General features: G+C 60.5%; 25 protein-coding genes. 18 read left to right on the top strand and 7 right to left on the bottom strand.

Going from position 1 to position 20015, the window contains the following annotated elements; genetic code table 11:
- Positions 1-8 precede the first annotated feature (8 nt).
- From ACZ25R_RS01005 to motA, 7 genes are read right to left on the bottom strand one after another with little or no spacing between them, the layout of a single operon-like run.
- Positions 9-449 (bottom strand): hypothetical protein, encoded by a 441-nt coding sequence (locus ACZ25R_RS01005; RefSeq protein ID WP_223615484.1) that lies wholly within the window; start codon positions 447-449, stop codon positions 9-11.
- Between the two features lie 30 nt (positions 450-479).
- Positions 480-1544: an EscU/YscU/HrcU family type III secretion system export apparatus switch protein gene (locus ACZ25R_RS01010; protein WP_464664438.1), complete on the bottom strand. Its 1065-nt coding sequence runs from the start codon at positions 1542-1544 to the stop codon at positions 480-482.
- Between the two features lie 20 nt (positions 1545-1564).
- Positions 1565-2593 (bottom strand): flagellar motor switch protein FliG, encoded by a 1029-nt coding sequence (locus ACZ25R_RS01015; protein ID WP_223615482.1) that lies wholly within the window; start codon positions 2591-2593, stop codon positions 1565-1567.
- Positions 2594-2646: 53 nt separating this feature from the next.
- The gene (gene fliN, locus ACZ25R_RS01020) at positions 2647-3000 is read right to left on the bottom strand and encodes a flagellar motor switch protein FliN (protein WP_105735218.1); all 354 of its coding nucleotides are present in this window, start codon (positions 2998-3000) and stop codon (positions 2647-2649) included.
- 25 nt (positions 3001-3025) lie between these two features.
- Entirely contained in the window at positions 3026-3526 is a 501-nt protein-coding gene (locus ACZ25R_RS01025) for a BAB2_0123 family type IV secretion system effector (RefSeq protein WP_463013915.1), read from the bottom strand.
- Complete coding sequence (locus tag ACZ25R_RS01030) at positions 3507-4442, bottom strand: FliM/FliN family flagellar motor switch protein (protein ID WP_223615480.1); 936 nt, start codon at positions 4440-4442, stop codon at positions 3507-3509. The genes ACZ25R_RS01025 and ACZ25R_RS01030 overlap by 20 nt, the downstream gene beginning before the upstream one ends.
- A gap of 8 nt (positions 4443-4450) precedes the next feature.
- Positions 4451-5323 carry a flagellar motor stator protein MotA gene (motA, locus tag ACZ25R_RS01035; protein WP_319025573.1) on the bottom strand — a complete coding sequence of 291 codons (873 nt, stop codon included), beginning with the start codon at positions 5321-5323 and terminating at the stop codon, positions 4451-4453.
- Positions 5324-5486: 163 nt separating this feature from the next.
- On the opposite strand from motA, the gene ACZ25R_RS01040 reads away from it, so the two are divergent.
- The 18 genes from ACZ25R_RS01040 to ACZ25R_RS01125 all read left to right on the top strand — a co-directional run bounded on the left by ACZ25R_RS01040 (position 5487) and on the right by ACZ25R_RS01125 (position 19997).
- Complete coding sequence (locus ACZ25R_RS01040) at positions 5487-6266, top strand: DUF1217 domain-containing protein (RefSeq protein ID WP_472459723.1); 780 nt, start codon at positions 5487-5489, stop codon at positions 6264-6266.
- Entirely contained in the window at positions 6263-6988 is a 726-nt protein-coding gene (gene flgF, locus ACZ25R_RS01045) for a flagellar basal-body rod protein FlgF (RefSeq protein ID WP_223615519.1), read from the top strand. The genes ACZ25R_RS01040 and flgF overlap by 4 nt, the downstream gene beginning before the upstream one ends.
- A 31-nt stretch (positions 6989-7019) precedes the next feature.
- Positions 7020-8396, top strand: a complete 1377-nt coding sequence (gene fliI, locus ACZ25R_RS01050; RefSeq protein ID WP_464664434.1) for a flagellar protein export ATPase FliI — start codon at positions 7020-7022, stop codon at positions 8394-8396.
- Complete coding sequence (locus tag ACZ25R_RS01055; RefSeq protein ID WP_464664433.1) at positions 8393-8968, top strand: hypothetical protein; 576 nt, start codon at positions 8393-8395, stop codon at positions 8966-8968. Before fliI ends, ACZ25R_RS01055 begins: the two co-directional genes overlap by 4 nt.
- A gap of 115 nt (positions 8969-9083) precedes the next feature.
- Complete coding sequence (gene flgB / locus ACZ25R_RS01060) at positions 9084-9464, top strand: flagellar basal body rod protein FlgB (protein WP_346307955.1); 381 nt, start codon at positions 9084-9086, stop codon at positions 9462-9464.
- Between the two features lie 5 nt (positions 9465-9469).
- Positions 9470-9889 (top strand): flagellar basal body rod protein FlgC, encoded by a 420-nt coding sequence (gene flgC, locus ACZ25R_RS01065; protein ID WP_105735210.1) that lies wholly within the window; start codon positions 9470-9472, stop codon positions 9887-9889.
- Positions 9889-10209, top strand: coding sequence for a flagellar hook-basal body complex protein FliE (gene fliE / locus ACZ25R_RS01070; RefSeq protein ID WP_472459724.1), 321 nt, complete (start codon positions 9889-9891; stop codon positions 10207-10209). Before flgC ends, fliE begins: the two co-directional genes overlap by 1 nt.
- A gap of 9 nt (positions 10210-10218) precedes the next feature.
- Positions 10219-11007, top strand: coding sequence for a flagellar basal-body rod protein FlgG (gene flgG, locus ACZ25R_RS01075; protein ID WP_472459725.1), 789 nt, complete (start codon positions 10219-10221; stop codon positions 11005-11007).
- 8 nt (positions 11008-11015) lie between these two features.
- Positions 11016-11498 (top strand): flagellar basal body P-ring formation chaperone FlgA, encoded by a 483-nt coding sequence (gene flgA, locus ACZ25R_RS01080; protein ID WP_472459726.1) that lies wholly within the window; start codon positions 11016-11018, stop codon positions 11496-11498.
- On the top strand, positions 11498-12715 hold the full coding sequence (locus tag ACZ25R_RS01085; RefSeq protein WP_472459800.1) for a flagellar basal body P-ring protein FlgI: 1218 nt from the start codon (positions 11498-11500) through the stop codon (positions 12713-12715). The genes flgA and ACZ25R_RS01085 overlap by 1 nt, the downstream gene beginning before the upstream one ends.
- 89 nt (positions 12716-12804) lie before the next feature.
- Positions 12805-13245, top strand: a complete 441-nt coding sequence (locus ACZ25R_RS01090; protein ID WP_346307966.1) for a MotE family protein — start codon at positions 12805-12807, stop codon at positions 13243-13245.
- A complete protein-coding gene (gene flgH / locus ACZ25R_RS01095; RefSeq protein WP_403184549.1) occupies positions 13242-13955 on the top strand; it encodes a flagellar basal body L-ring protein FlgH in 714 nt (237 codons plus the stop codon). Before ACZ25R_RS01090 ends, flgH begins: the two co-directional genes overlap by 4 nt.
- A gap of 5 nt (positions 13956-13960) precedes the next feature.
- The gene (locus ACZ25R_RS01100) at positions 13961-14449 is read left to right on the top strand and encodes a flagellar basal body-associated FliL family protein (protein WP_288193890.1); all 489 of its coding nucleotides are present in this window, start codon (positions 13961-13963) and stop codon (positions 14447-14449) included.
- Positions 14446-15183: a flagellar type III secretion system pore protein FliP gene (fliP, locus tag ACZ25R_RS01105; RefSeq protein WP_346307959.1), complete on the top strand. Its 738-nt coding sequence runs from the start codon at positions 14446-14448 to the stop codon at positions 15181-15183. The genes ACZ25R_RS01100 and fliP overlap by 4 nt, the downstream gene beginning before the upstream one ends.
- A gap of 166 nt (positions 15184-15349) precedes the next feature.
- Entirely contained in the window at positions 15350-16300 is a 951-nt protein-coding gene (locus ACZ25R_RS01110; protein WP_223615471.1) for a flagellin N-terminal helical domain-containing protein, read from the top strand.
- A 139-nt stretch (positions 16301-16439) separates the two neighbouring features.
- Positions 16440-18086, top strand: a complete 1647-nt coding sequence (fliF, locus tag ACZ25R_RS01115) for a flagellar basal-body MS-ring/collar protein FliF (RefSeq protein ID WP_464664429.1) — start codon at positions 16440-16442, stop codon at positions 18084-18086.
- Position 18087: 1 nt separating this feature from the next.
- Positions 18088-18741, top strand: a complete 654-nt coding sequence (locus ACZ25R_RS01120; protein WP_472459727.1) for a hypothetical protein — start codon at positions 18088-18090, stop codon at positions 18739-18741.
- On the top strand, positions 18738-19997 hold the full coding sequence (locus ACZ25R_RS01125) for a MotB family protein (protein WP_472459728.1): 1260 nt from the start codon (positions 18738-18740) through the stop codon (positions 19995-19997). The genes ACZ25R_RS01120 and ACZ25R_RS01125 overlap by 4 nt, the downstream gene beginning before the upstream one ends.
- Positions 19998-20015: the final 18 nt, after the last annotated feature.

Here is a 20015-nt window from a genome sequence, read left to right on the forward strand (position 1 = left end):
GAAGGCGGTTATTGCGCCTTTGCCGATGCGGACAATTGCGGCAGGCGTGCATTCTCGAAGGCCTGGGCCAGCAATGCGGTGTTTTGCGCGGGACTATGCCCCGTTTCGGCAAACCGCAGATGGTGCAGATCGATCTCGGTGCTTTCGGATGACAGCGTCAGCCGGAAATAGGCATTGACCCCCATATTGCTGAACTCGAGATCGAGCATCACTTTCGGCGCGGTGTTCCAGTCCAGCGCATATTCGCCGCCAAGACCGAACGTCAACGTATCGGGATAGAATGTCAGTTCCGTCGCTGAATTGACGATATCGGCGATGTTGCCGAACAGTTCACAGCGTATGAAGGCAATATAGTCGGCAACATCCACAAGACGAAGATCATGGATGACCTCTGTCAGGTGATTTGAAATGATATCAACCCGGGCAACCGAATATTGCGTTCTTTTCATCTGCTGTTTACCCGATTGGAAACGGTTTTATTATTTACGTCGTACATTAACGAATTGGATCAGTTCTGCTACCGCTTTATAGAATTCTGGTGCAATGGCATTGTTCACTTGGACTTGCTTGTACAACGCGCGCGCCAGTTGCACATTCTCGAAAACCGGTATGTCATTGGCCTCGGCGATCTCCCTGATTTTGAGAGCGATCAGATCCTGCCCCTTGGCGACCACGATAGGGGCCGGATCTTTCGCCGGGCTGTAGCGTAGAGCAACGGAGAAGTGTGTCGGATTTGCGACGATCAGCGTGGCCGTCGGAACCGAGGCAATCATGCGCTGGCGTGCCCGGTCACGGCCGAGCGAGCGCAAGCGGGCCTTCAGCAGCGGATCGCCCTCTGCCTGCTTGTGCTCGTCCTTGATTTCCTGCTTGGTCATGCGCAGTTCGCTGCGCCAGTGAATGCGGGCCCAGGCAAGGTCGAAGGCTGCGAGCGCGGTCACCGCAATCGTCACGGATGCCAGAAGCCGGGTGATGTTGCTGCGGATGAGCTCGGGCAGCTGGCTGGGTTCGGTGATGATCGTGTCGACGAAGAAATGGCTGCTGCGGAAGAACATCATGAAAACGATGATGCTGGCCGCCGCGAACTTGAAGACCGACTTGAGGAATTCTATGCGGCCCGACGCGCCGAAGATGCGTGTCCAGCCCTTGGCAATGGATACGCGCGAAAACTGCGGCTGGATACGGTCAAAGACCATGCGCGGCGCATTCTGCAGCACCGAGGCGAGGATGCCGGCGGTGGGAATGATGATGAAGACGGGAAGCAAGGCCGCACCCACGGCCAGGCCGACGATGCCGAACAATTGCCGGGCATCCTGCGCGCTGTTGAGCCGCCATTCCTCGGGCTTGTCAAGCAGGGCCGAGAGGAACGCCACCAGTTTCGAGCCGCTGGGCACGGCGACGAAAACCATGATGACGAGAAAGGCGGCGATGGAGGCGAGGATCGGCGCTTCGCGCGAGACGGGCAGATTGCCCTTCTCGACCGCATCACTGATTTTCTTCTCAGTTGCTTCCTCGGTTTTACTCTCTTTGTCGGGCCCGTCCGACATGCTCTAGCAGGCCCTGCCGATCATGTTTCAGATTCTTGCGGTTCGAGCTTGAGCTCGCCGCGTTCGGCCAGGGCAATGGCGGTGCGGGCAATGGCGCGGCGCGCTTCCGTGACCGTGTTGGCATTGATGTTGGTCTGGCTGGACAATTCGGTTTCAACCATGCGCCGTCCGCGTGTCGACAGGGACTGGAGGATGAGTTCCTGCAGGCGCGGTTCGCAGCCATGCAATGCTGATGTGACCACATCGGTCTGGATTTCATCGAAGAGGATGAGGCGCGCGCGCTGCGATATGCGCACGATATCCTCGAAGGTGAAGAGCTTGGCCTTGATCTTGGCAAGGTCTTCCGCGCCCAGATCGGTGAGGCTCGCCAGCAGCTCGTCGATCTCCGATTTTTCCAGCTGGTTGATGATGTTGGCAACGGTGCCGTGATGGCTCTTCTCGGAACCCGAATTGTCTTTTCCGGTGACCTCGCGCTGCAGGATGCTTTCCAGCATCGCGATCGTCGATGGACCCACCTTGCGGATATGCAGCGTGCGCTGAATGATGGCACCACGTTCCTGCGGCGCAAAGCCGATCAGCAGCCGGGCCGCAATATCGGAAGGCAGGCGCGAAATCACATAGGCCGTCACCTGGGGATGCTGCGTTGACAGATAGGCTTGCAGCACGTCGAGCGGCACGCGCGGCAGGATATCCCAGACGGATTCCTGCGTCAGCAGTTCGGGGCGGCGGTTCTCGATGACCGCGCTGGCCTCTTCCGCCGACAGCGTTTCACGCAGCAGCCCTTCAAAGCGCATGCCGGCTTCCGAAACCGGCGCGCCGTCAGCAAAGGCGTTCTCGAATTCCTTGACCAGCTCTTCGAAGTCGCCGGGGGTGATCGGCTCGAGCTTGCGGGCATGGCCGGCAAGCGAGCGCAGATCGTCCGCATTGAAATGCTTGAGAAGCCGCGAGGCGGATGGCCGCCCGATCGCCACAAGCAATGCGGCCACCTTTTCCGGGCCGCTCAGGTCCTGGATGGTGCTTTCGCCCTGAGGTGTGTCTTGATCGCTCATGCGGTCTGGCTTCTCGTGCTTGTAGGGGGGAAGGCGGCGCGGCGGCGGATGACTTAGCTGCCGCTGCCGATGACTTCGGTGAGGCTGACGCCGAAGCGCGAGGAGTCGTCCTCGAGGACGATGACTTCACCGCGTGCGATCACCCGCCCGTTGACGACGATATCGACGGGATCGCCGATCTGCTTGTCGAGGGTCACGACAGCACCGCGGCCGAGCTTCATCAGATTGGCCACCGGCATCGACGTGCTGCCGAGAACAACCTGGACGTCGACGGGAATGCCCATGATGAGATCGATGTTCGGCTTCGATCCCGCAGGTTTGCGGCTTGGTTGCGGTTCATCGCGTTTGAGATCTTCGATTGCCTCGTTGAGCTCGTCTTCGATGGAATTCTTGTCGGAAATGGCCATGATGGGAAATCCCGTTCACACTGGGTTAAAGGACGGCATTCGCCACGTCAGCACTGCGGACGATGCGATTGACGAACACGGGCAGGACTTTCGCCGGAGCCGCGGGCTGATTGTGGATAGGCGTGCCCTGGCGGATCTCGGTCTGGGCTGCCGGAACCGGTTGCTGCGCAAAGGCGGGTGCGGCAGCGCGCTGGGCGGCATCGACGGCCGGGAAGGGGCGCACATTGTCCTTGAACTCGTTCTTGGCGCGTTCAACCATGCGGATGGTGCGCGTCATTTCCGAACGGGCGCGGTCGGAATCCTTGAGCTTGGCCTCCAGACGCACGCTTTCGTCCCGGCAGGTTTCACGCTCGTTCTGCAGGAAGAGCAGCGCCTGCTCGAGGCTCCGGGCCGAACCGGCCACCTGTTGCGCCATGGCGCGGCTCATGGCCGTCAGCCGGTTGGCCTTGCGCAGGGCAACGAGGAAGACCGCAAGCCCGGTTGCGATCAGGGCGGCGGAAATGAGATTAGCCAGCAGCAAGCTCATCGAGCAGGTCCTCTTCTTCATTGATCGGATCGGTGATGCGCACGGTGAATGCCGTGCCGGTCTTGCCCAGGCGGCATTTGTAAAGTGCCTGTTTGCCGCTGCGCAGGCGTACCTGATTGATCGCATCCTTGGGCAGCTGCAGGATCTGGCCGGGTTTCAAAAGGGTGATCTGTTCCAGCGTCATGGACCCCTGCTGGATGAAGGCCTCAATGTCGATATGGGCCCGGCTCACCTCGAGGCGCAGCTTCTTTGCCCAGGTCGGATCGGAATGGTGTGCCGGCTGTTGCAGCATCCGCGCGATGGCATCCTGCATGGGACGGAAGCTCGAACGCGGCATCATGATGATGATCTGGCCGCTGTGTCCGCCAACCTTGAGCAGCATCGTGCAGCATATCATGCGTGTATCGGTCACCGAGGCGACCGAGAAATGCGCGGCTTCCGTCAGTTCGGCGATCTGGAACAGCGCGTCGCTGCCGCCCGAGAACATGTGATCCAGCGATGCGGTGACGTCGGTGAAAATCTGGCGGGCGATGCCAAGGTCGACCGAGGTCATCGGGCGATGCGGCTGGTGGTCCTGGCTGGCGCCGGAGCCGAACAGGGCATCGACCCCGCAATCGACAAAGGCTCGGTCGGCAGCCAGCAGCAGGCGCGATGCCCATTTGACGACCTGCACGGTTCCGATCAGTCCCGAGCGCATCAGGGTGCTGGCAATGGCATCCTTCTCGATTGATTCCATGCGCACGAATTCGGCCGCAATGGTGACGTCGGACTGGCTGGTTATTTTGCCGGCAAAGGTCGTTGCAAGGTCGCGAAACACCGCCTCGAGGGATTTGAGATCGTCCACCGACATGCCGGCGGCGCGCAGGATGCTTTCCGCAAGCACGTCCGGTCTTTTCTGTTCTGTCTCGACATCCATTGTTCAGCCTACGCCGCTTGCTGCATCGGAACGGTGGAGATGGTTTCCTGCTCGACCACATCGATGGACGGACGATCATAGGCCGAAATCGTCTTGCGTCCATATTCGAGCGCGATCTGCGGCAGGGCGCCGTTCATGTAGGCGAGCAGTGTCTGCTTGACGATCATGTAAAGGCGGTTCTGCTTCTCGCGCGTCGTCTTGATCTTGGTGGCAATCGGGCCGACCACACCATAGGAAAGGAAGATACCGGCGAAGGTGCCGACCAGCGCCGCGCCGATCAGATGACCCAGCACTTCCGGCGATTCATTGAGAGCGCCCATGGCCTTGATCACGCCCAGCACCGCAGCAACGATGCCGAGTGCCGGCAAACCTTCCGAAATGGCCACCATGGCATGGTAGGGCTTGAGCTTGTCGCGGGAGATCGTGTGGATTTCCTCATCCATCAGCGCCTCGATTTCGTGCGAGCGCGCATTGCCGATGATGATCAGGCGGCAGTAGTCGCAGATGAACTGCGTCAGATCATGGTTCTTCAGAACGCTCGGGAATGCCTGGAAAATCAGTGATTCATTGGGATTGTCGATGTGGACTTCCACCTCGTTGCGCGACTTGGCGCGCAGTTCCCGCATCAATGCGTAGAGGACGCCGAGCACATCGAGGTAGTCGCGCTGTTTGGGAACCTTGTTGGAGAAGGCCTCCATGCAGGCGCGTCCGGTATCCTTGACCGCCGAAAACGGATTGGCGACCAGAAACGTGCCAAGCGCGGAGCCGCCGATGATGACGAATTCCCACGGCTGCATGAGAACACTCACATGCCCGCCCATGGCAATGAAGCCGCCAAGGAGACATCCCATCGTTACCACAAGTCCAACAAGGATTCCCAAAGCGCTCTCCTGCAAATATTGCCAGCGGCCGAGCAGTAGCAAGTCCGGCTTGCGTGAACCTTGCATGGAGACGCAGGTTTGTGGCCGGGGTGAAATTGCGCGGACAGCTTCAGGCAAGCTTGCTTTGGCACAGATAGGCGAAAGCCGTGGGAGTGCCGTTGCCATGATCAATACGATGACCAGTTACAAATTGATCTCGTCGAACCTGACGCGTTCGCTGACGAGGGTGGCGGCCGAACCGGTCGTGCAGCGCGATACGGACTACTACCTGAAGAATATCGGCAAGGTCAAAACCATTGACGATTTCATGAAGGATGACCGGCTGTATAAATACGCCCTGAAGGCTATCGGGCTTGAGGACATGGCTTTCGCCAAGGCCTTTATCCGCAAAGTTCTCACCGAAGGTACCGGCAAGGACAGCTTTGCCAACAAACTGACGGACAAGCGCTACCTGGAGTTTGCCACGACGTTCGATTTCGCCAAACTGGGTGACAAGGCGACCAGCCAGCCTGCTGTGCTCAAGCCGGTGACGGACAAATATGCCCGCCAGACGCTGGAGCTGGAAGCCGGGCAGGACAATGAAGGCGTGCGGCTTGCCCTGTATTTTGCCCGCAAGGCGCCCACGATCACCAATGCCTATGAAATCCTCGGCGACAAGGCACTGCTCAAGGTCTTCCAGACAACCTTTTCCATCCCGGCGCAGGCGTCCAACATGGATATCGACCGGCAGGCCAAGATGGTCACCGACAAGCTCGATCTCGCATCTCTCAAGGATCCGGCGAAGCTTGAGAAATTCCTCACCCGGTTTACGGCTATGTATGAAATGAACAATCCTTCGACTGCCTCCACCATTCCCTCGCTGCTTTTCGGCGGGGATACCACCATCGGCATTTCGCAAAACATCCTGACGATCTTGCAGTCGTTCAAGCTGGGTGGCCGCTGATGGAAAACTCGATCTATGTCGGCCTGTCCTCGCAGATATCGCTGGAGCGCCGCCTGGATGCCCTCGCGCATAATGTGGCGAACATGTCGACGCCGGGTTTTCGCGCCACGGGCATGAAATTCGAAACCATGGTGTCGAAGGCCGCCGAGGATTCGAGCTTCGTTTCGGCCGGTCAGAGCTATATCAAGACCGATGCGGGCCCGATCACCCAGACCGGCAATCCCCTGGATATCGCCGCAAAGGGCGACGTCTGGTTTTCGCTGCAGACACCGGCCGGGCAGGTTTTCACCCGCGACGGCCGCATGCAGATGACAACGACCGGCGAGCTGCGCTCGGTCAAGGGTTACCCCATCCTGGATGCGGGCGGCCAGCCCCTGGTCATTGACCCCAATGGCGGGCCGCCGCAGATTTCCGCCGATGGGGCGGTCTATCAGAACAAGCGCCAGCTAGGCTCCATTGGCCTGTTCACGATCAGCCCCAATGCCAAGCTGACATATTTCGACAATTCGGCTGTCATTCCGAGCATTACCGCGCAGCCGACCATCGACAATCCCCATGCGGGGGTTGTTCAGGGCGCCATCGAAGGATCAAATGTCGATGCGATCGGCGAAATGACCCGACTCATGAGCGTTACCCGGGCTTTCGAGCGGGTCGATGCCTTGCTGCGCGGCAATGAAGGCACCTTCTCCGAAGCCATCAAGACGCTTGGATCGAAGACCTGATGCACCGTCTCCTTGAACCGGCGGGATAAGCATGCAGGATCTTGAAGCAGCCCTGCCGACGATGAGCACCGGGACGGGCAGTCTCGAGGCGCTGGCCCGGCTTGTCTCGCAGGTCGTGACGGCTCCGGCTCCCGTGGCCGTCGGCGGCTATGTGAACGAGGTGTCACGCTCCGCCATCGGCGTGCGCGGCATTTCGGAACAGGCGCAGCTTGGCGACATGGTGACCATCCGCAGCGACAACCGGCTGCACCCGGCCGAAGTCGTGCGGATCGAGCAGTCGCGCGTCCTGGTCAAGCCGTTCGATGACCGGATCGTGCCGTCGCTCGGAACGCCCGTCTTCCCCGAGGGGCCGTTTCGCATTGCCCCGGCGCCCGACTGGAAGGGGCGGGTCATCAACGCCCTCGGTCTTCCGCTCGATGGCAAGGGCTTGCTCACCGCAGGCAATGATCCCAAGCCCGTGGATTGTCCGGCTCCGCTCGCCATGAACCGCAGCCGCGTCGAAATCGGCCTGCGCACCGGCGTCAATGTCGTCGACGTCTTTGCGCCGATGTGTTTCGGCCAGCGCATGGGTGTCTTTGCCGGGTCCGGCGTCGGCAAATCCACGCTGCTGGCCATGATGACCAAGGCAACGGATTTCGACACGGTTGTCCTGGCGCTGACGGGCGAACGCGGCCGCGAAGTGCGCGACATGCTCGAAGACACCATGGCCGGCAAGCTTGGCAAGACGGTCACTGTTGTTTCGACCGGCGACGAAAGTCCGATGATGCGCCGGCTTGCCCCCAATACGGCAACGGCCATCGCCGAATATTTTCGCGATCTGGGCGACAATGTTCTGCTGATCGTGGATTCCGTGACGCGTTTCGCCCATGCGGCGCGCGAAATCGCCATTGCCGCGGGTGAGCCGCCGGTTTCGCGCGGCTATCCGCCGAGCGTGTTCAGCCAGTTGCCGCGCCTGCTTGAGCGCGCCGGCCCCGGATTGTCGGACAGCGGTACGATTACCGGCATTTATGCTGTTCTGGTCGATGGTGACGATCACAATGATCCGGTGTCCGACGCGATCCGCGGCACGCTGGACGGGCACATCGTGCTCGACCGCGCCATCGCCGCGCAGGGCCGTTTCCCGGCCATGGATATTCTCGGTTCCATTTCGCGCCTGGCGCAGCACAACTGGTCGCCGGAACAGGCGAAACTCGCCACCAGCATGCGCGGCCTCATTTCGCGGTTCGAAGAGACCCGCGACCTGCGGATGATCGGCGCCTATCAGGAGGGGGGTGATCCCCTGCTCGATCAGGCCGTGCATCTGGTTCCACGCATTTACGACGCTATGCAGCAGACACCGGCCACGCCGCTTTCGCTGGATCCCTACAGCGATCTGGCAGCGGCGCTTCGGCCAAAGGAGGGGGCATGACAAAACAGAAGACCACGGGCCTGGCGCCTGAAAGCGATCCCGCAACGGAAATTCCCGCACCCCGCCAGCGCGACAAGCGCTTTGACGGCTATATCAAGGGCGCGGGATTTGTCCTTGCAACCATCTGCGCCATCCTGCCCTTCGTGATGTATTACGACATTTGGGAAGCGCGGCCCAAGCCGGAAGCCACAGGCAAAACCGTTCGCGACCCCCTGGACCGGACAAACCAGAAGGTGGTGCGCAAGAACAACGGCACCGAAGTGTCGCTGTCGAGAACGAAAACCGGCGAAGTGGACCTCATGACCACGGCAACCACGTCGGCACTCACCGGCGATCGTCTGGCCGGGATCAATGCCGCCAGCAAACAGCCGTTTCCCGACAAGCCGGTGTTCCTGGTGCGCGAAGTGGTCGGCGGTCTGGTGATGATCGAAGACAATACCGGCTACTGGTTTGTCGAGAAGGGATCGCCCTTGCCGGACGGAAGCACCCTGGTTGCGATCGAACGCGGCAATGGCAACGGTTCGTGGCAGATCAAGACATCCGACGGCGAAGTGATCAGCCGAACCAATTGATCAAATGCCTCTTTGTCCATGCATAAGTTCCGTGGCTGTCGCCGCCGCAAGTCTCACGCAAGATTGACCGCATAGAGTGACCTCAATTAATTGGTCCGGGACGCGAGGCAGGCACATGCAGGGGATTCATCTGTTCGAATTGGCATCACGTCAGGCCGAGTGGCTGTCCGTTAGGCAGGCCGCGGTTTCCGGCAATGTCGCCAATGCCAATACGCCGGGTTTCAAGGCGCGGGACGTGGAGCCGTTCAAGGACGTGTTGCAGCAGACGCAGCTGACCATGGCGGCGACAAATGCGAAGCACCTTGAAATCAATGCATCCGGCATCGCCGCCACCGCGCTGCGCAAGAACGAAGTGACGGAACAGAACCATTCGAAGAACACGGTCAGCCTCGAAGGGGAAATGGTCAAGTCCGGCGAGATCAATCGCCAGTTCGCGCTCAACACCAGCATCGTGAAAGCGTTTCACCGCATGATGCTCTCCGCAGTAAAGGGCTGAAACAGATGTCAGATCCGCTCCAGGCCGCGCTCAAGGTTGCCGCTTCCGGCCTCAATGCCCAATCGACCCGTCTGCGCATCGTCTCCGAGAATCTGGCCAACGCCCAGTCGACCGGCAAGACGGCGGGCAGCGATCCATACCGCCGCAAGACCGTTTCCTTTGCCACCGAGCTCGACCGCAGCAGCGGCGTCGAGACCGTGCGCATCGCGGAAGTCGGGCATGACGTTTCCGCCTTTACCGAAGAATATGATCCAAGCCACCCGGCCGCCAACACCAAGGGCATGGTCAAATATCCAAACGTGAACATGGTCGTCGAAATGGCGGACATGCGCGAAGCCAACCGCTCCTACGAAGCCAATCTCCAGGTGGTCAAGCAAGCACGTGAACTGATTGCCATGACCGTCGATCTCTTAAGGAACTCCTGATGATAGACCAGCTTCTCAGTGTATCCACCCGCAACGCTCTTTCCAAACTATCGGAAACCGTCAATCAGACATCCATGTCCGGTGCCGCTTCGCCGGCGGCAGCCGCAACCGGTCAGCCTTCCTTTGACAACGTTCTGTCGCAGCTCACCGGCAAACTCCAGAATGCCGAAGCGGTTTCGCTCAAGAGCATGACCGGCGACGTGCCGACGCGTGACGTCGTCAACGCGGTCATGGATGCGGAAAAATCGCTCCAGACGGCCATCGCCATTCGCGACAAGATCGTCCAGGCCTATCTCGAAATCAGCCGTATGCCGATTTAAGGAATCAGAATGAAAGCGCTCACCATTGCTGCGACCGGCATGAATGCCCAGCAGCTCAATCTGGAAGTGATTGCCAACAACATCGCCAATATCAACACGACCGGGTTCAAGCGCGCAAAGGCTGAGTTCTCGGACTTGCTGTATCAGACGGAGCGCAGCGCCGGTGTGCCCAACATGGCAAACCAGAGCATCATTCCCGAGGGCGCGATGGTCGGGCTCGGCGTGCAGACCTCGGCCGTCCGCAACCTGCATATTCAGGGCGGGCTCAATCAGACGGGCAATCCCTTCGACGTGGCGCTCAAGGGCCGCGGCTGGTTCCAGATTCAGAACACCGCGGGCGAAACGCTCTATACCCGCGCCGGGGCATTCAACACCAATGCGACGGGGCAGCTCGTGACGCTCAACGGCGATCTGGTCGAGCCCAACATTGTTGTTCCGCCCAACACCATTGAAGTGAAAATCACCGATTCCGGCCAGGTTTTTGCCAAGCAATCCGACCAGATTCCGATGATCAATCTGGGCCAGCTGACCATTGCCAATTTTGCCAATGAAGCCGGTCTCGAGCCGCTTGGCGACAACCTCTACAAGCAGACCGATGCGTCGGGTGCTCCGGTTGTCGGCGTTCCCGGTGATCCCGGTTTCGGTACGCTGAAGCAGGCCTATCTGGAAAATTCCAACGTCGACCCCGTCAAGGAAATCACCGATCTGATCACGGCCCAGCGGGCCTATGAAATGAATTCGAAAGTCATCCAGGCAGCCGATGAAATGGCATCGGTCGTGTCGAAGAACCTGCGCTGAGGACGATCATGACGGCGGCAAAGATCATCGGGAACTGGGTTCTTCGCGTGCTGGCATTCAGCCTGTGCGCGCTGGTCTTTTCCGTCGCCGCCCGCGCCGAGCGCATTGCATTCCTGGTGCCTTCCCAGATCATCTATCCCGGCCAGACCATCGGCAATGCGGGATTGACGGAAAAGTATTTTACGATCCGTGCCTCCGCCGCCGCCCAATATGTGCTGTCGCCGGATCAACTCGTCGGCAAGATATCGCGCCGGACACTGCTGCCGGGGCAGCCCATCCTTCTGTCTTCGGTCAATGAGCCCGACATGGTGCAGCGCGGGGTTCCGGCGGTACTGGTCTATGATACCGGTGCGCTCGTCATTACAGCGCGGGGCACGCCGCTGGAGCCGGGCCGCGTTGGTGATTTCATCAAGGTGCGCAATATCGACAGCGGCATCACCGTAACGGGCACCATCCTCGCCGATGGGCGCATACAGGTAGGCATGCAATGATGCGGCGTTTCGCGATTGTCCTGTTGGCCGTCCTTGCATCGACCGCACTGCATGCGGGCGAATCGTCGCCCAAGGAAAGGGGCTACAAGACGCCGGCCCAGGCCCAGGCCGCCTGGCAGAAGGACGTCGACGACGGGCGCTGGGGCGGACCGGCTTCCCAGTTCGGCGACGGCGGAGTCATCGCACGGCTCAAGGATATCGCCGCCATTCAGGGCGTGCGCGAAAACCAGCTCGTCGGCTATGGTCTCGTTGTCGGATTGAGCGGAACCGGCGACAGCCTGCGCAATGCGCCGTTCACCGAGCAATCCATGCGCGCCATGCTCGATAATCTCGGCATCAGCCCGCCGGCCGGTGCGTCGCGTTCGAAGAATATCGCGGCCGTCATCGTCACCGCCAATCTGCCGCCCTTTGCCGGGCGCGGCTCGCGGATCGACATCACCGTTTCCTCGCTGGGTGACGCCACGTCGCTGTCCGGCGGCACGCTGGTCATGACGCCGCTGGCCGCCGCCGATGGCCAGGTCTATGCGGCGGCGCAAGGCAACCTGATCGTGTCCGGCTTCACGGCATCCGGTAACGCCGCCACCGTTACGCAGGGTACGCCGACCAGCGGACGTATTCCCAACGGCGCCCTGGTTGAAAGGGAGGTTTCCGGAAATTTCGGCCAGGACGGCGAACTTCTCGTCGAGCTGCGGCAGCCGGATTTCACCACGGTCGTGCGCATCACCGATACGATCAATGCCTTTGCCAAACGGCGGTACAATCAGCCTGTTGCCAAGGAGCGCGACGCCAAGTCGATCCGCCTGCGCAAGCCCAAGGATATCACGGCGGCCCGCTTCCTCGCGGAGATCGAAGGTCTGCCGGTGCCGACCGACGAGGTGGCGCGGGTCGTCGTCGACGAGCGCACCGGGACCGTGGTCATCGGCGAGAAGGTGCGGATATCGCGGGTCGCCATCAGTCATGGCACGCTTTCCGTCAAGGTCACCGAGACGCCGACGATCATTCAGCCGGAACCGTTCAGTGACGGCGTGACGGCGGTCGAACCGAACACCAACATCCAGGTTCGGCAAACCTCCAAAATCGGTGTTCTCGGCGGAACCGATCTTGAAAGCCTGGTGAAGGGTCTCAATCAGATCGGCGTGAAGCCGCAGGGCATCATCGCCATCCTGCAGGGCATCAAGACGGCCGGCGCATTGCATGCGGAGCTGGTGGTCCAATGAGTGTTGCCATGAACGCACGACGGAAAATCACGGCATCCTCCAAGGCCGCTGCGCTCTTGCTGGCAATGTCCCTGCTGCCATCCGCCACCATGGCGCAGGATGCGGCCCCCAAGGATGAAACCGGGCAGGAAATCGGCCGCTATTGCACCAACATCACCGACAAGGCGGCCGATGCGCGCTATGCCATGCAGACGCGCGAACTGGAGCAGCTGCGGGCGGATATCGACAGCCGCATCCAGGAGCTGGAGGCCAAGCGCAAGGAATATGAAGTCTGGCTGAAACGGCGTGACGAGTTCATCGACAAGGCCGAAGATTCGCTGGTGGGCATCATTTCCAAGATGCGGCCGGATGCGGCTGCGGCCCAGATGGCGCTGATGGGCGACGAGCCGGCGGCCGCGCTGCTGCTGAAGCTCAATCCCCGCGTCTCCAGCGTTATCCTGAATGAAATGCCCGCGGAAAAATCCTCGCGTCTAGCCCGCGTGATTGTCGGATCCCGTGTGGTCACAAACAAAGAAAGAACCGCACAATGAAGAAAGCGGCATCCCTGCTTGCCATCGCCAGTGCCGTTGCCCTTTCGGGATGCGCCGACAATTTTCGTGATCTGAACCGCACACCACAGATGTCGCCGGTGGGCGCGGGCGTCGGGCAAAGCTTCAGCGTCTCGGATCCGTCCTATTATCCGTCCCAGCCGCAGCCGAAGCGTTATTCGCTCTGGCAGGACCGCGCCGCCGGGTTCTTCCGCGATCCGCGTGCCACCAATCCGGGCGACGTTTTGACCGTCAACATTCTGATCGACGAAAAGGCGACGTTCGACAACAAGAACAGCCGTTCGCGCGTCGCCTCATCCGATGTCGGCGGCAAGGCGGATATCAGCGGCAGCGGCTTCTCCGCCGGCAATATCGGCGGTAATCTCGATTTGAAATCCGATAGCCGCACCAAGGGCGAGGGCAAGATCGAGCGGTCGGAAAAGATCGTGCTGAGGGTTGCGGCCATCGTCACCAATATTCTGCCCAACGGCAATCTGGTCATCCGCGGCTCGCAGGAGGTGCGCGTCAACTATGAATTGCGGGTGCTGAATGTCGCAGGCGTCGTACGGCCGCGTGACATTTCCGGCGACAATGTCATTTCCTACGAGAAGATCGCCGAGGCGCGCATTTCCTATGGCGGCCGCGGGCGCCAGAGCGAAACGCAGCAGCCGGCATGGGGTCAGCAGATCCTCGATCAAGTATCGCCGATCTGACCGATATGAGCACGCTCGCCGAAGACACGACACCCGCCCCGAAAGCACCATCCAGCGTGGCGGTCATTGCTGCGGTGGCGGTCCTCACGCTCGTCGCTGCGGCGGGCGGCTGGTTTCTTGGAACACAGCTCGGCCTGAGCGTGCCGGCCGGTCAGGCCGCCGGGGCGGGCGAGAAGACGCGCCCCGCCGGTACCGACCTGCCATCCGGCAATGTCGTGGCGCTCAAACCGATCCTGACCAACGTGAAAATCCCGCAGGATGTCTGGATCAGGCTGGAAGCGGGCATCGTGGCCAAGCCCGGCGAGAAAATATCCGATGAAATGGCAGCAACCGTTGCCGGCGACTTCATGGCCTTCCTGCGCACCGTCAATCTCATGCAGCTGCGCGGGGCGGCGGGGCTGGAATATCTGCGCATGGATCTGCAGGAGAGGGCGCGGATGCGCTCCGAGGGCAAGATCGAGAAAGTGTACATCTGGGCATTGGTGATGGAATGAAACGGCGTCTTCTGACACCCCTGCTGCTGCTTGTACTCGGCGGAACCGCAATGGCCCAGACGCCCTCGCTCCTGGACGGGCTGATCCCGCAGGGCAGCGCGTCGACCAGCGGCCAGATCATCCAGATGCTGGCGGTGCTGACGGTGCTTTCCATCGCGCCGGGCATCCTGATCATGGCGACGAGTTTTACCCGCTTCGCCATTGCCTTCTCCATGCTGCGCTCGGGCCTCGGCCTGCAGACAACGCCGGCCAATCTCGTGATGATCAGCCTTGCGCTGTTCATGACCTTCTATGTCATGGCGCCGGTCTTCGACCGGGCATGGCAGAATGGCGTGCAGCCGCTGGTGAACAACCAGATCACCCAGGATGTGGCGATCCGCGAGATCATGTCGCCGTTCCGTGAATTCATGCTGCGGCAGGTGCGCGACAAGGATTTGCGGCTGTTCGAGGATCTGGCGGACGAATCCTTCCGCACCAAGGCCAACGAGGCCATTGATATGCGTATCCTCGTGCCCGCCTTCATGATTTCCGAGCTGCGCCGCGGTTTCGAGATCGGCTTTCTCATCGTCCTGCCGTTCCTGGTCATCGACCTGATCGTCGCGACGCTCACCATGTCCATGGGTATGATGATGCTGCCGCCAACCGTGTTGTCGCTGCCGTTCAAGATCCTGTTCTTCGTGCTGATCGACGGCTGGAATATTCTGGTCGGCAGTTTGATACGATCGTTTTCGTAACCATGATGAAAATTAATCCTGGCTGTTATTGAAACCGTAACAATTCTGGCGTACTCCTGCTCGTCATAACAGGTGACCGCTTCGGTTACAGGCATCATGCCGCTCTGTTAGGTCGGTTCTGATCCGACATGTCCCCATCCATGTATCTTTTATAGGGGCTTTTTCCATGGCCAGCATTCTTACCAACGCGTCAGCAATGACCGCGCTTCAGACACTTACTGCAACCGGCAAAAACCTTGCCACCACTCAGAACCGCATTGCAACGGGCCTGAAGATCTCCGAAGCTTCCGACAACGCCGCTTACTGGTCGATTGCCACGACAATGCGTTCGGACAATGGTGCCAACTCGGTTATCCAGGACGCTCTCGGTCTCGGCAGCTCCAAGATCGATACTGCCTATTCCGCAATGAACAAGGCCATTGATTCGGTAAACACCATCAAGAACCTGGTTCTGGCTTCCAAGAATGCCAGCGCTGAAGACCGCGCCAAGAACCAGCTGCTGATCAACTCGGCTATCGGCGCCCTGAAGGAAAACGCAGGCGCTTCCTACGCCGGTTCCAACCTGCTCACCACCGACCAGGCTGTCGACGCTGCTCCTGCAACGGCAAACTTCAGCACGATCGCTTCCTACAGCCGCAGCTCGACCGGCGTCGTAACGACCGGCTCGATCGACGTTGCGCTTGCCAATACCCGTCTTATCGACACAGGCGGCACCGCTGCAACGAAGACCGGCATTCTCGACAAGCAGTTTGCTGTTACCAACGCAGCAGCCGCACCTGTCACAACGCAGACCTCGATCCTGACGATCGACGTTTCCGCTGCAGGCGTCGACAACACGGCGATTGACGGCATGCTGACCGGTATCGAAGCTGCTGCCAAGGGCCTGGCTTCCGGTGCTTCGCAGCTCGGTGCTGCCAAGACCCGTATCGACAGCCAGAAGTCGTTCATCAGCGCGCTTTCGGATGCCGTTGATCGTGGTATCGGCACGCTGGTCGATGCTGACATGAACAAGGAATCGGCTCGTCTGTCGGCTCTGCAGGTTCAGCAGCAGCTCGGCGTTCAGGCGCTGTCGATTGCCAATGCAAGCAACCAGACCATCCAGCAGCTGTTCCGCTAAGGATGACGATCCCTCGGGATCGGTAATGAATTGGGCCACACCTCGTGCGTGGCCTTTTTCTTTTCCACTTCGCAGCACGCTCTAACTTCGCGCAAGCTTCGGCCTCTATGGTCGGACGACGCAAGCGTGGTGGGCATTGATGGAAAAGAATATCAGACAGTCTCTGGAGCAGTTTCTGGGTGCCATGAAAAAGCTTGGCGCGCGGCGGCTCATCGGGCTCGCCCTCGTCGGCGTCACCCTGTTCGCCACCATTCTTGTCTCCAGCATTTATCTCAACCGCCCGCAATATGAGACGCTGTATGTCGGCCTCAGCCGCGACGACGTCAACCGCATGGGCATGGCCCTCGGCGAAGCGGGCATACCGTTCGACGTGAAGGCCGACGGCACCTCCGTGCTCGTCCCGTTCGGCAAGGCGGACCAGGCCCGCATGTATCTGGCCGAGAAGGGGCTGCCGACCAGCAACAATGCCGGTTACGAGCTCTTCGACAATATGGGCTCGCTGGGCCTTACCTCGTTCATGCAGGAAATCACCCGGGTGCGTGCGCTCGAAGGCGAAATCTCCCGGACGATCCAGGCGATCCGCGGCATCAAGGCCGCCCGCGTGCATATCGTTCTGCCGGAAAAGGGCAGTTTCCGCCGCGGCGATCAGGCACCCTCCGCTTCCGTGGTGATCCGCACCGAAGGCGGGTTCTCGATGGAGTCGGCGCAGTCGATCCGTCAGCTTGTCGCAGCCGCCGTGCCGCAGCTGACTGCCTCCGAAGTCACCGTGCTCGATACGAACGGGCGGCTCCTGGCATCCAAGGATGATGGCTCGAATGCCGGTGCCGTCATGTCGGCGACGCTGGAGCAGAATGTTTCGGCCTCGGTCGATGACAACATCCGCAAGGCGCTGGCACCCTATCTCGGCATCGGCCATTTCCAGACAAGCGTCCAGGTGGCGCTCGACACGGACAAGCGCCAGACCAACGAGACCGTGTTCGACCCGGAATCAAAGGTTGAGCGGTCCGTGCGTGTCGTGCGCGAAAGCGGCGATTCGAAGAACTCTAAGAGCGACAACGCGACCGGTGTGGAACAGAACATCCCGCAGGAAGAAATCCAGAGCAAGAACGGCGACAGCTCGACCGAAAAGACCGACAAGCGCGAAGAGCTGACCAATTACGAGGTCAATTCCAAGACGATCTCGACGGTCAGCGACAGCTATCAGATCAAGCGCCTGTCGATCGCCGTCGTCATCGACCAGGCGCGGTTGCTGGCAACCGCAGGCGTCACGCCGGTTCCGGACAAATTCGTCGAACAGCAGATCGCCAAGATCACCCAATTGGTGGCAACCGCGGCCGGCCTCGACCAGAAACGTGGGGACGTCATCAACGTGACCGCGCTGAACTTCATGGAAGCAACCGACGATCAGCTGCAGCCGGCCGCCACGCCGCTGTCGGAGACGATGTCGCGGCAGGCGGGCAGCTTCGTCAATGCCGCTGCACTGATCGTTGCCGTGGGTCTGATCCTGTGGTTCGGCGTTCGCCCGCTGATGCGTGAAATGACCAAGCCGCAGGATGCGCTGCAGCTGGCTGCCGGTACGGACGTGGCCGTTCCCGATTTCACCGCCGCATCGCGGCCGCAACCGGCGCTGGCCGCCAATGCCGACCAGAGCCTGCCCTATGACGACCTGAGCGAGCTGCGGCGGCGCATGCGCGTTCCCGCGCAGAACCGGCTGGAACAGATGATCGATATGGATGAAGAGCGCGTGGCGGCGATCCTGAAGCAATGGGTTCACGAGGCAGCTTGATATGGCCCGATCGATTGCCAGTATGCTCACCGACTTCACGCCGAAACATGTGCCCGATGACCGGGTGACGGTTTTTGCCGCCGCGACGCGTGAGCGCGTTGAAACATTGGTGGACGATGCGGTTCCCGAAGATGTTGTCGATCTCATCGATATCGAGCTGAAGATCAAGGAAACCTTCGAGCTCGGCCGCGCCGAGGGGCAGGCGGAGGCCTCCGTGCTGTTCGATGCGGAAAAACTGCGACTGGAGGGGGATTTTCAGGAACAGCTGGCGGCGGCGGAAGCGGATTTCATGGATCGGATCGGAACCCGCCTGTACGATCAGGTGGAAGCGGGGCTGGCGGTCATATCGGCGGGACTGTCGAGCAGTCTTGCAACCGTTCTTTCCCCCTTGGTTGAAAAGAATCTGCGTGACCGCGCTGTTACCGGCTTTGTCGGGGAAATCGAGCGGCTGACACAGGGCCTGGAGGGCGTGATGATCGACATTTCCGGGCCGCCGCACCTTATCGATGCTTTGCGCAATCGCCCGGGGATTGATCTCATGCGCTTCACGTTCACCCGGTCCGATCAACCGGAACTGTCGATGAAACTCGACGATGCGGTTGTCGAAACGCGGCTTGGTCACCTGATTGATGCGGTGAAGGATACGACCCGATGAATATCGACCCGGAAACCCGCCGCGAAATCGTCATTGTCCGGCGCGGCCGCAATGACGGCGAAGACAGCCACCATGGCGGTGTGTGGAAGATCGCCTATGCGGATTTCATGACCGCGATGATGGCTTTCTTCCTGGTCATGTGGCTGATCAATGCTGCCAATGAGGAAACCAAGGCGGCCGTTGCCAGCTATTTCAATCCGGTCAAGCTGATGGACCGGCAGGCGCGGCCGAAGGGTATCGAAGCCACGGACAATCAGGAAGGCAAGGTTCGCTTCGAGCGCCCCAATTCGACCGATGCGGAAACCAAGAGCGCGCGCAACGAAAAGGAACTGCAAGCCAAGCCGGAGACGGAAGAGCGGCAGATGTTCAAGGACCCCTATGCGGTGCTTGCGGAAATCGCCACGGATTCCGGCGTGTTGCAGAACAGGTCTGCCAAGGGTGACGGCGGGTCCAACAATGCCGGCCCATCCACGGGCGCGCAGGGCGGCGACGCCTATCGCGATCCGTTCAATCCCAACTATTGGTCGACCCACGTGGAGGATGATCTCTTTCCGCTGACCGACAGTCCCGCCGTGCCGCCGCCCTCGCAGGAACAGCTGGAAAAGCGGGCCGCGGGCGTGGAAGACAAGGCCGGTGCGCAGGCGCAGACGGCCGATGCAAAGCCGATGGATACGGCCAGTGCCGCCCAGCAGGCGAACCAGCAGAAGCTGGAAAAGGCGGCAGCCAAGCCCGCCGACGCCAGCGTAACCGTTGATCCGGCGAAGGGCGACAAGCAGCCGGATTCGGCGCAGCTTGCTTCGGCACGCGAGCTTGCCTCGGAAATTTCCAAGAAGACCGGCACTGCCGCCGATGAAAAGGCGCCTGACATCACCGTGGTGCCCACCGACGAAGGTGTCCTGATCCAGCTGACCGACAAGGTCGACTACGGCATGTTCGCCATCGGATCGGCAAAGCCGGACAAGCGGGTGGTGCAGGTTCTCGAGCAGATCGCCAAGATCATCGCGACGCGCAAGGGCGACGTCATCATCAGCGGCCACACCGACGCACGCCCCTTCAAGAGCGATACCTATGACAACTGGCGGTTGTCGTCGGCGCGCGCGCACATGGCCTATTACATGCTGACGCGCGGCGGCCTCGATGCCAAGCGCATCCTGCGCGTGGAAGGCTATGCCGACCGCGATCCCAAGGTGCCGGCCGATCCCTACGCGGCTCAGAACCGGCGTATCGACATCTTTTTGAAAACGGCCAAGAGATGATGTGGGGCTCCCGTCTGC

The sequence above is a fragment of the Phyllobacterium sp. RCAM01083 genome, from assembly GCF_055685835.1.

Bases quoted from the DNA above. Each gene is read 5' to 3' on its own strand.
- ACZ25R_RS01005 (WP_223615484.1), bottom strand. From the start codon at position 449: ATGAAAAGAACGCAATATTCGGTTGCCCGGGTTGATATCATTTCAAAT.
- ACZ25R_RS01010 (WP_464664438.1), bottom strand. From the start codon at position 1,544: ATGTCGGACGGGCCCGACAAAGAGAGTAAAACCGAGGAAGCAACTGAG.
- ACZ25R_RS01015 (WP_223615482.1), bottom strand. From the start codon at position 2,593: ATGAGCGATCAAGACACACCTCAGGGCGAAAGCACCATCCAGGACCTG.
- fliN (WP_105735218.1), bottom strand. From the start codon at position 3,000: ATGGCCATTTCCGACAAGAATTCCATCGAAGACGAGCTCAACGAGGCA.
- ACZ25R_RS01025 (WP_463013915.1), bottom strand. From the start codon at position 3,526: ATGAGCTTGCTGCTGGCTAATCTCATTTCCGCCGCCCTGATCGCAACC.
- ACZ25R_RS01030 (WP_223615480.1), bottom strand. From the start codon at position 4,442: ATGGATGTCGAGACAGAACAGAAAAGACCGGACGTGCTTGCGGAAAGC.
- ACZ25R_RS01040 (WP_472459723.1), top strand. From the start codon at position 5,487: ATGATCAATACGATGACCAGTTACAAATTGATCTCGTCGAACCTGACG.
- fliI (WP_464664434.1), top strand. From the start codon at position 7,020: ATGCAGGATCTTGAAGCAGCCCTGCCGACGATGAGCACCGGGACGGGC.
- ACZ25R_RS01055 (WP_464664433.1), top strand. From the start codon at position 8,393: ATGACAAAACAGAAGACCACGGGCCTGGCGCCTGAAAGCGATCCCGCA.
- flgB (WP_346307955.1), top strand. From the start codon at position 9,084: ATGCAGGGGATTCATCTGTTCGAATTGGCATCACGTCAGGCCGAGTGG.
- flgC (WP_105735210.1), top strand. From the start codon at position 9,470: ATGTCAGATCCGCTCCAGGCCGCGCTCAAGGTTGCCGCTTCCGGCCTC.
- fliE (WP_472459724.1), top strand. From the start codon at position 9,889: ATGATAGACCAGCTTCTCAGTGTATCCACCCGCAACGCTCTTTCCAAA.
- flgG (WP_472459725.1), top strand. From the start codon at position 10,219: ATGAAAGCGCTCACCATTGCTGCGACCGGCATGAATGCCCAGCAGCTC.
- flgA (WP_472459726.1), top strand. From the start codon at position 11,016: ATGACGGCGGCAAAGATCATCGGGAACTGGGTTCTTCGCGTGCTGGCA.
- ACZ25R_RS01085 (WP_472459800.1), top strand. From the start codon at position 11,498: ATGCGGCGTTTCGCGATTGTCCTGTTGGCCGTCCTTGCATCGACCGCA.
- ACZ25R_RS01090 (WP_346307966.1), top strand. From the start codon at position 12,805: ATGGCGCAGGATGCGGCCCCCAAGGATGAAACCGGGCAGGAAATCGGC.
- flgH (WP_403184549.1), top strand. From the start codon at position 13,242: ATGAAGAAAGCGGCATCCCTGCTTGCCATCGCCAGTGCCGTTGCCCTT.
- ACZ25R_RS01100 (WP_288193890.1), top strand. From the start codon at position 13,961: ATGAGCACGCTCGCCGAAGACACGACACCCGCCCCGAAAGCACCATCC.
- fliP (WP_346307959.1), top strand. From the start codon at position 14,446: ATGAAACGGCGTCTTCTGACACCCCTGCTGCTGCTTGTACTCGGCGGA.
- ACZ25R_RS01110 (WP_223615471.1), top strand. From the start codon at position 15,350: ATGGCCAGCATTCTTACCAACGCGTCAGCAATGACCGCGCTTCAGACA.
- fliF (WP_464664429.1), top strand. From the start codon at position 16,440: ATGGAAAAGAATATCAGACAGTCTCTGGAGCAGTTTCTGGGTGCCATG.
- ACZ25R_RS01120 (WP_472459727.1), top strand. From the start codon at position 18,088: ATGGCCCGATCGATTGCCAGTATGCTCACCGACTTCACGCCGAAACAT.
- ACZ25R_RS01125 (WP_472459728.1), top strand. From the start codon at position 18,738: ATGAATATCGACCCGGAAACCCGCCGCGAAATCGTCATTGTCCGGCGC.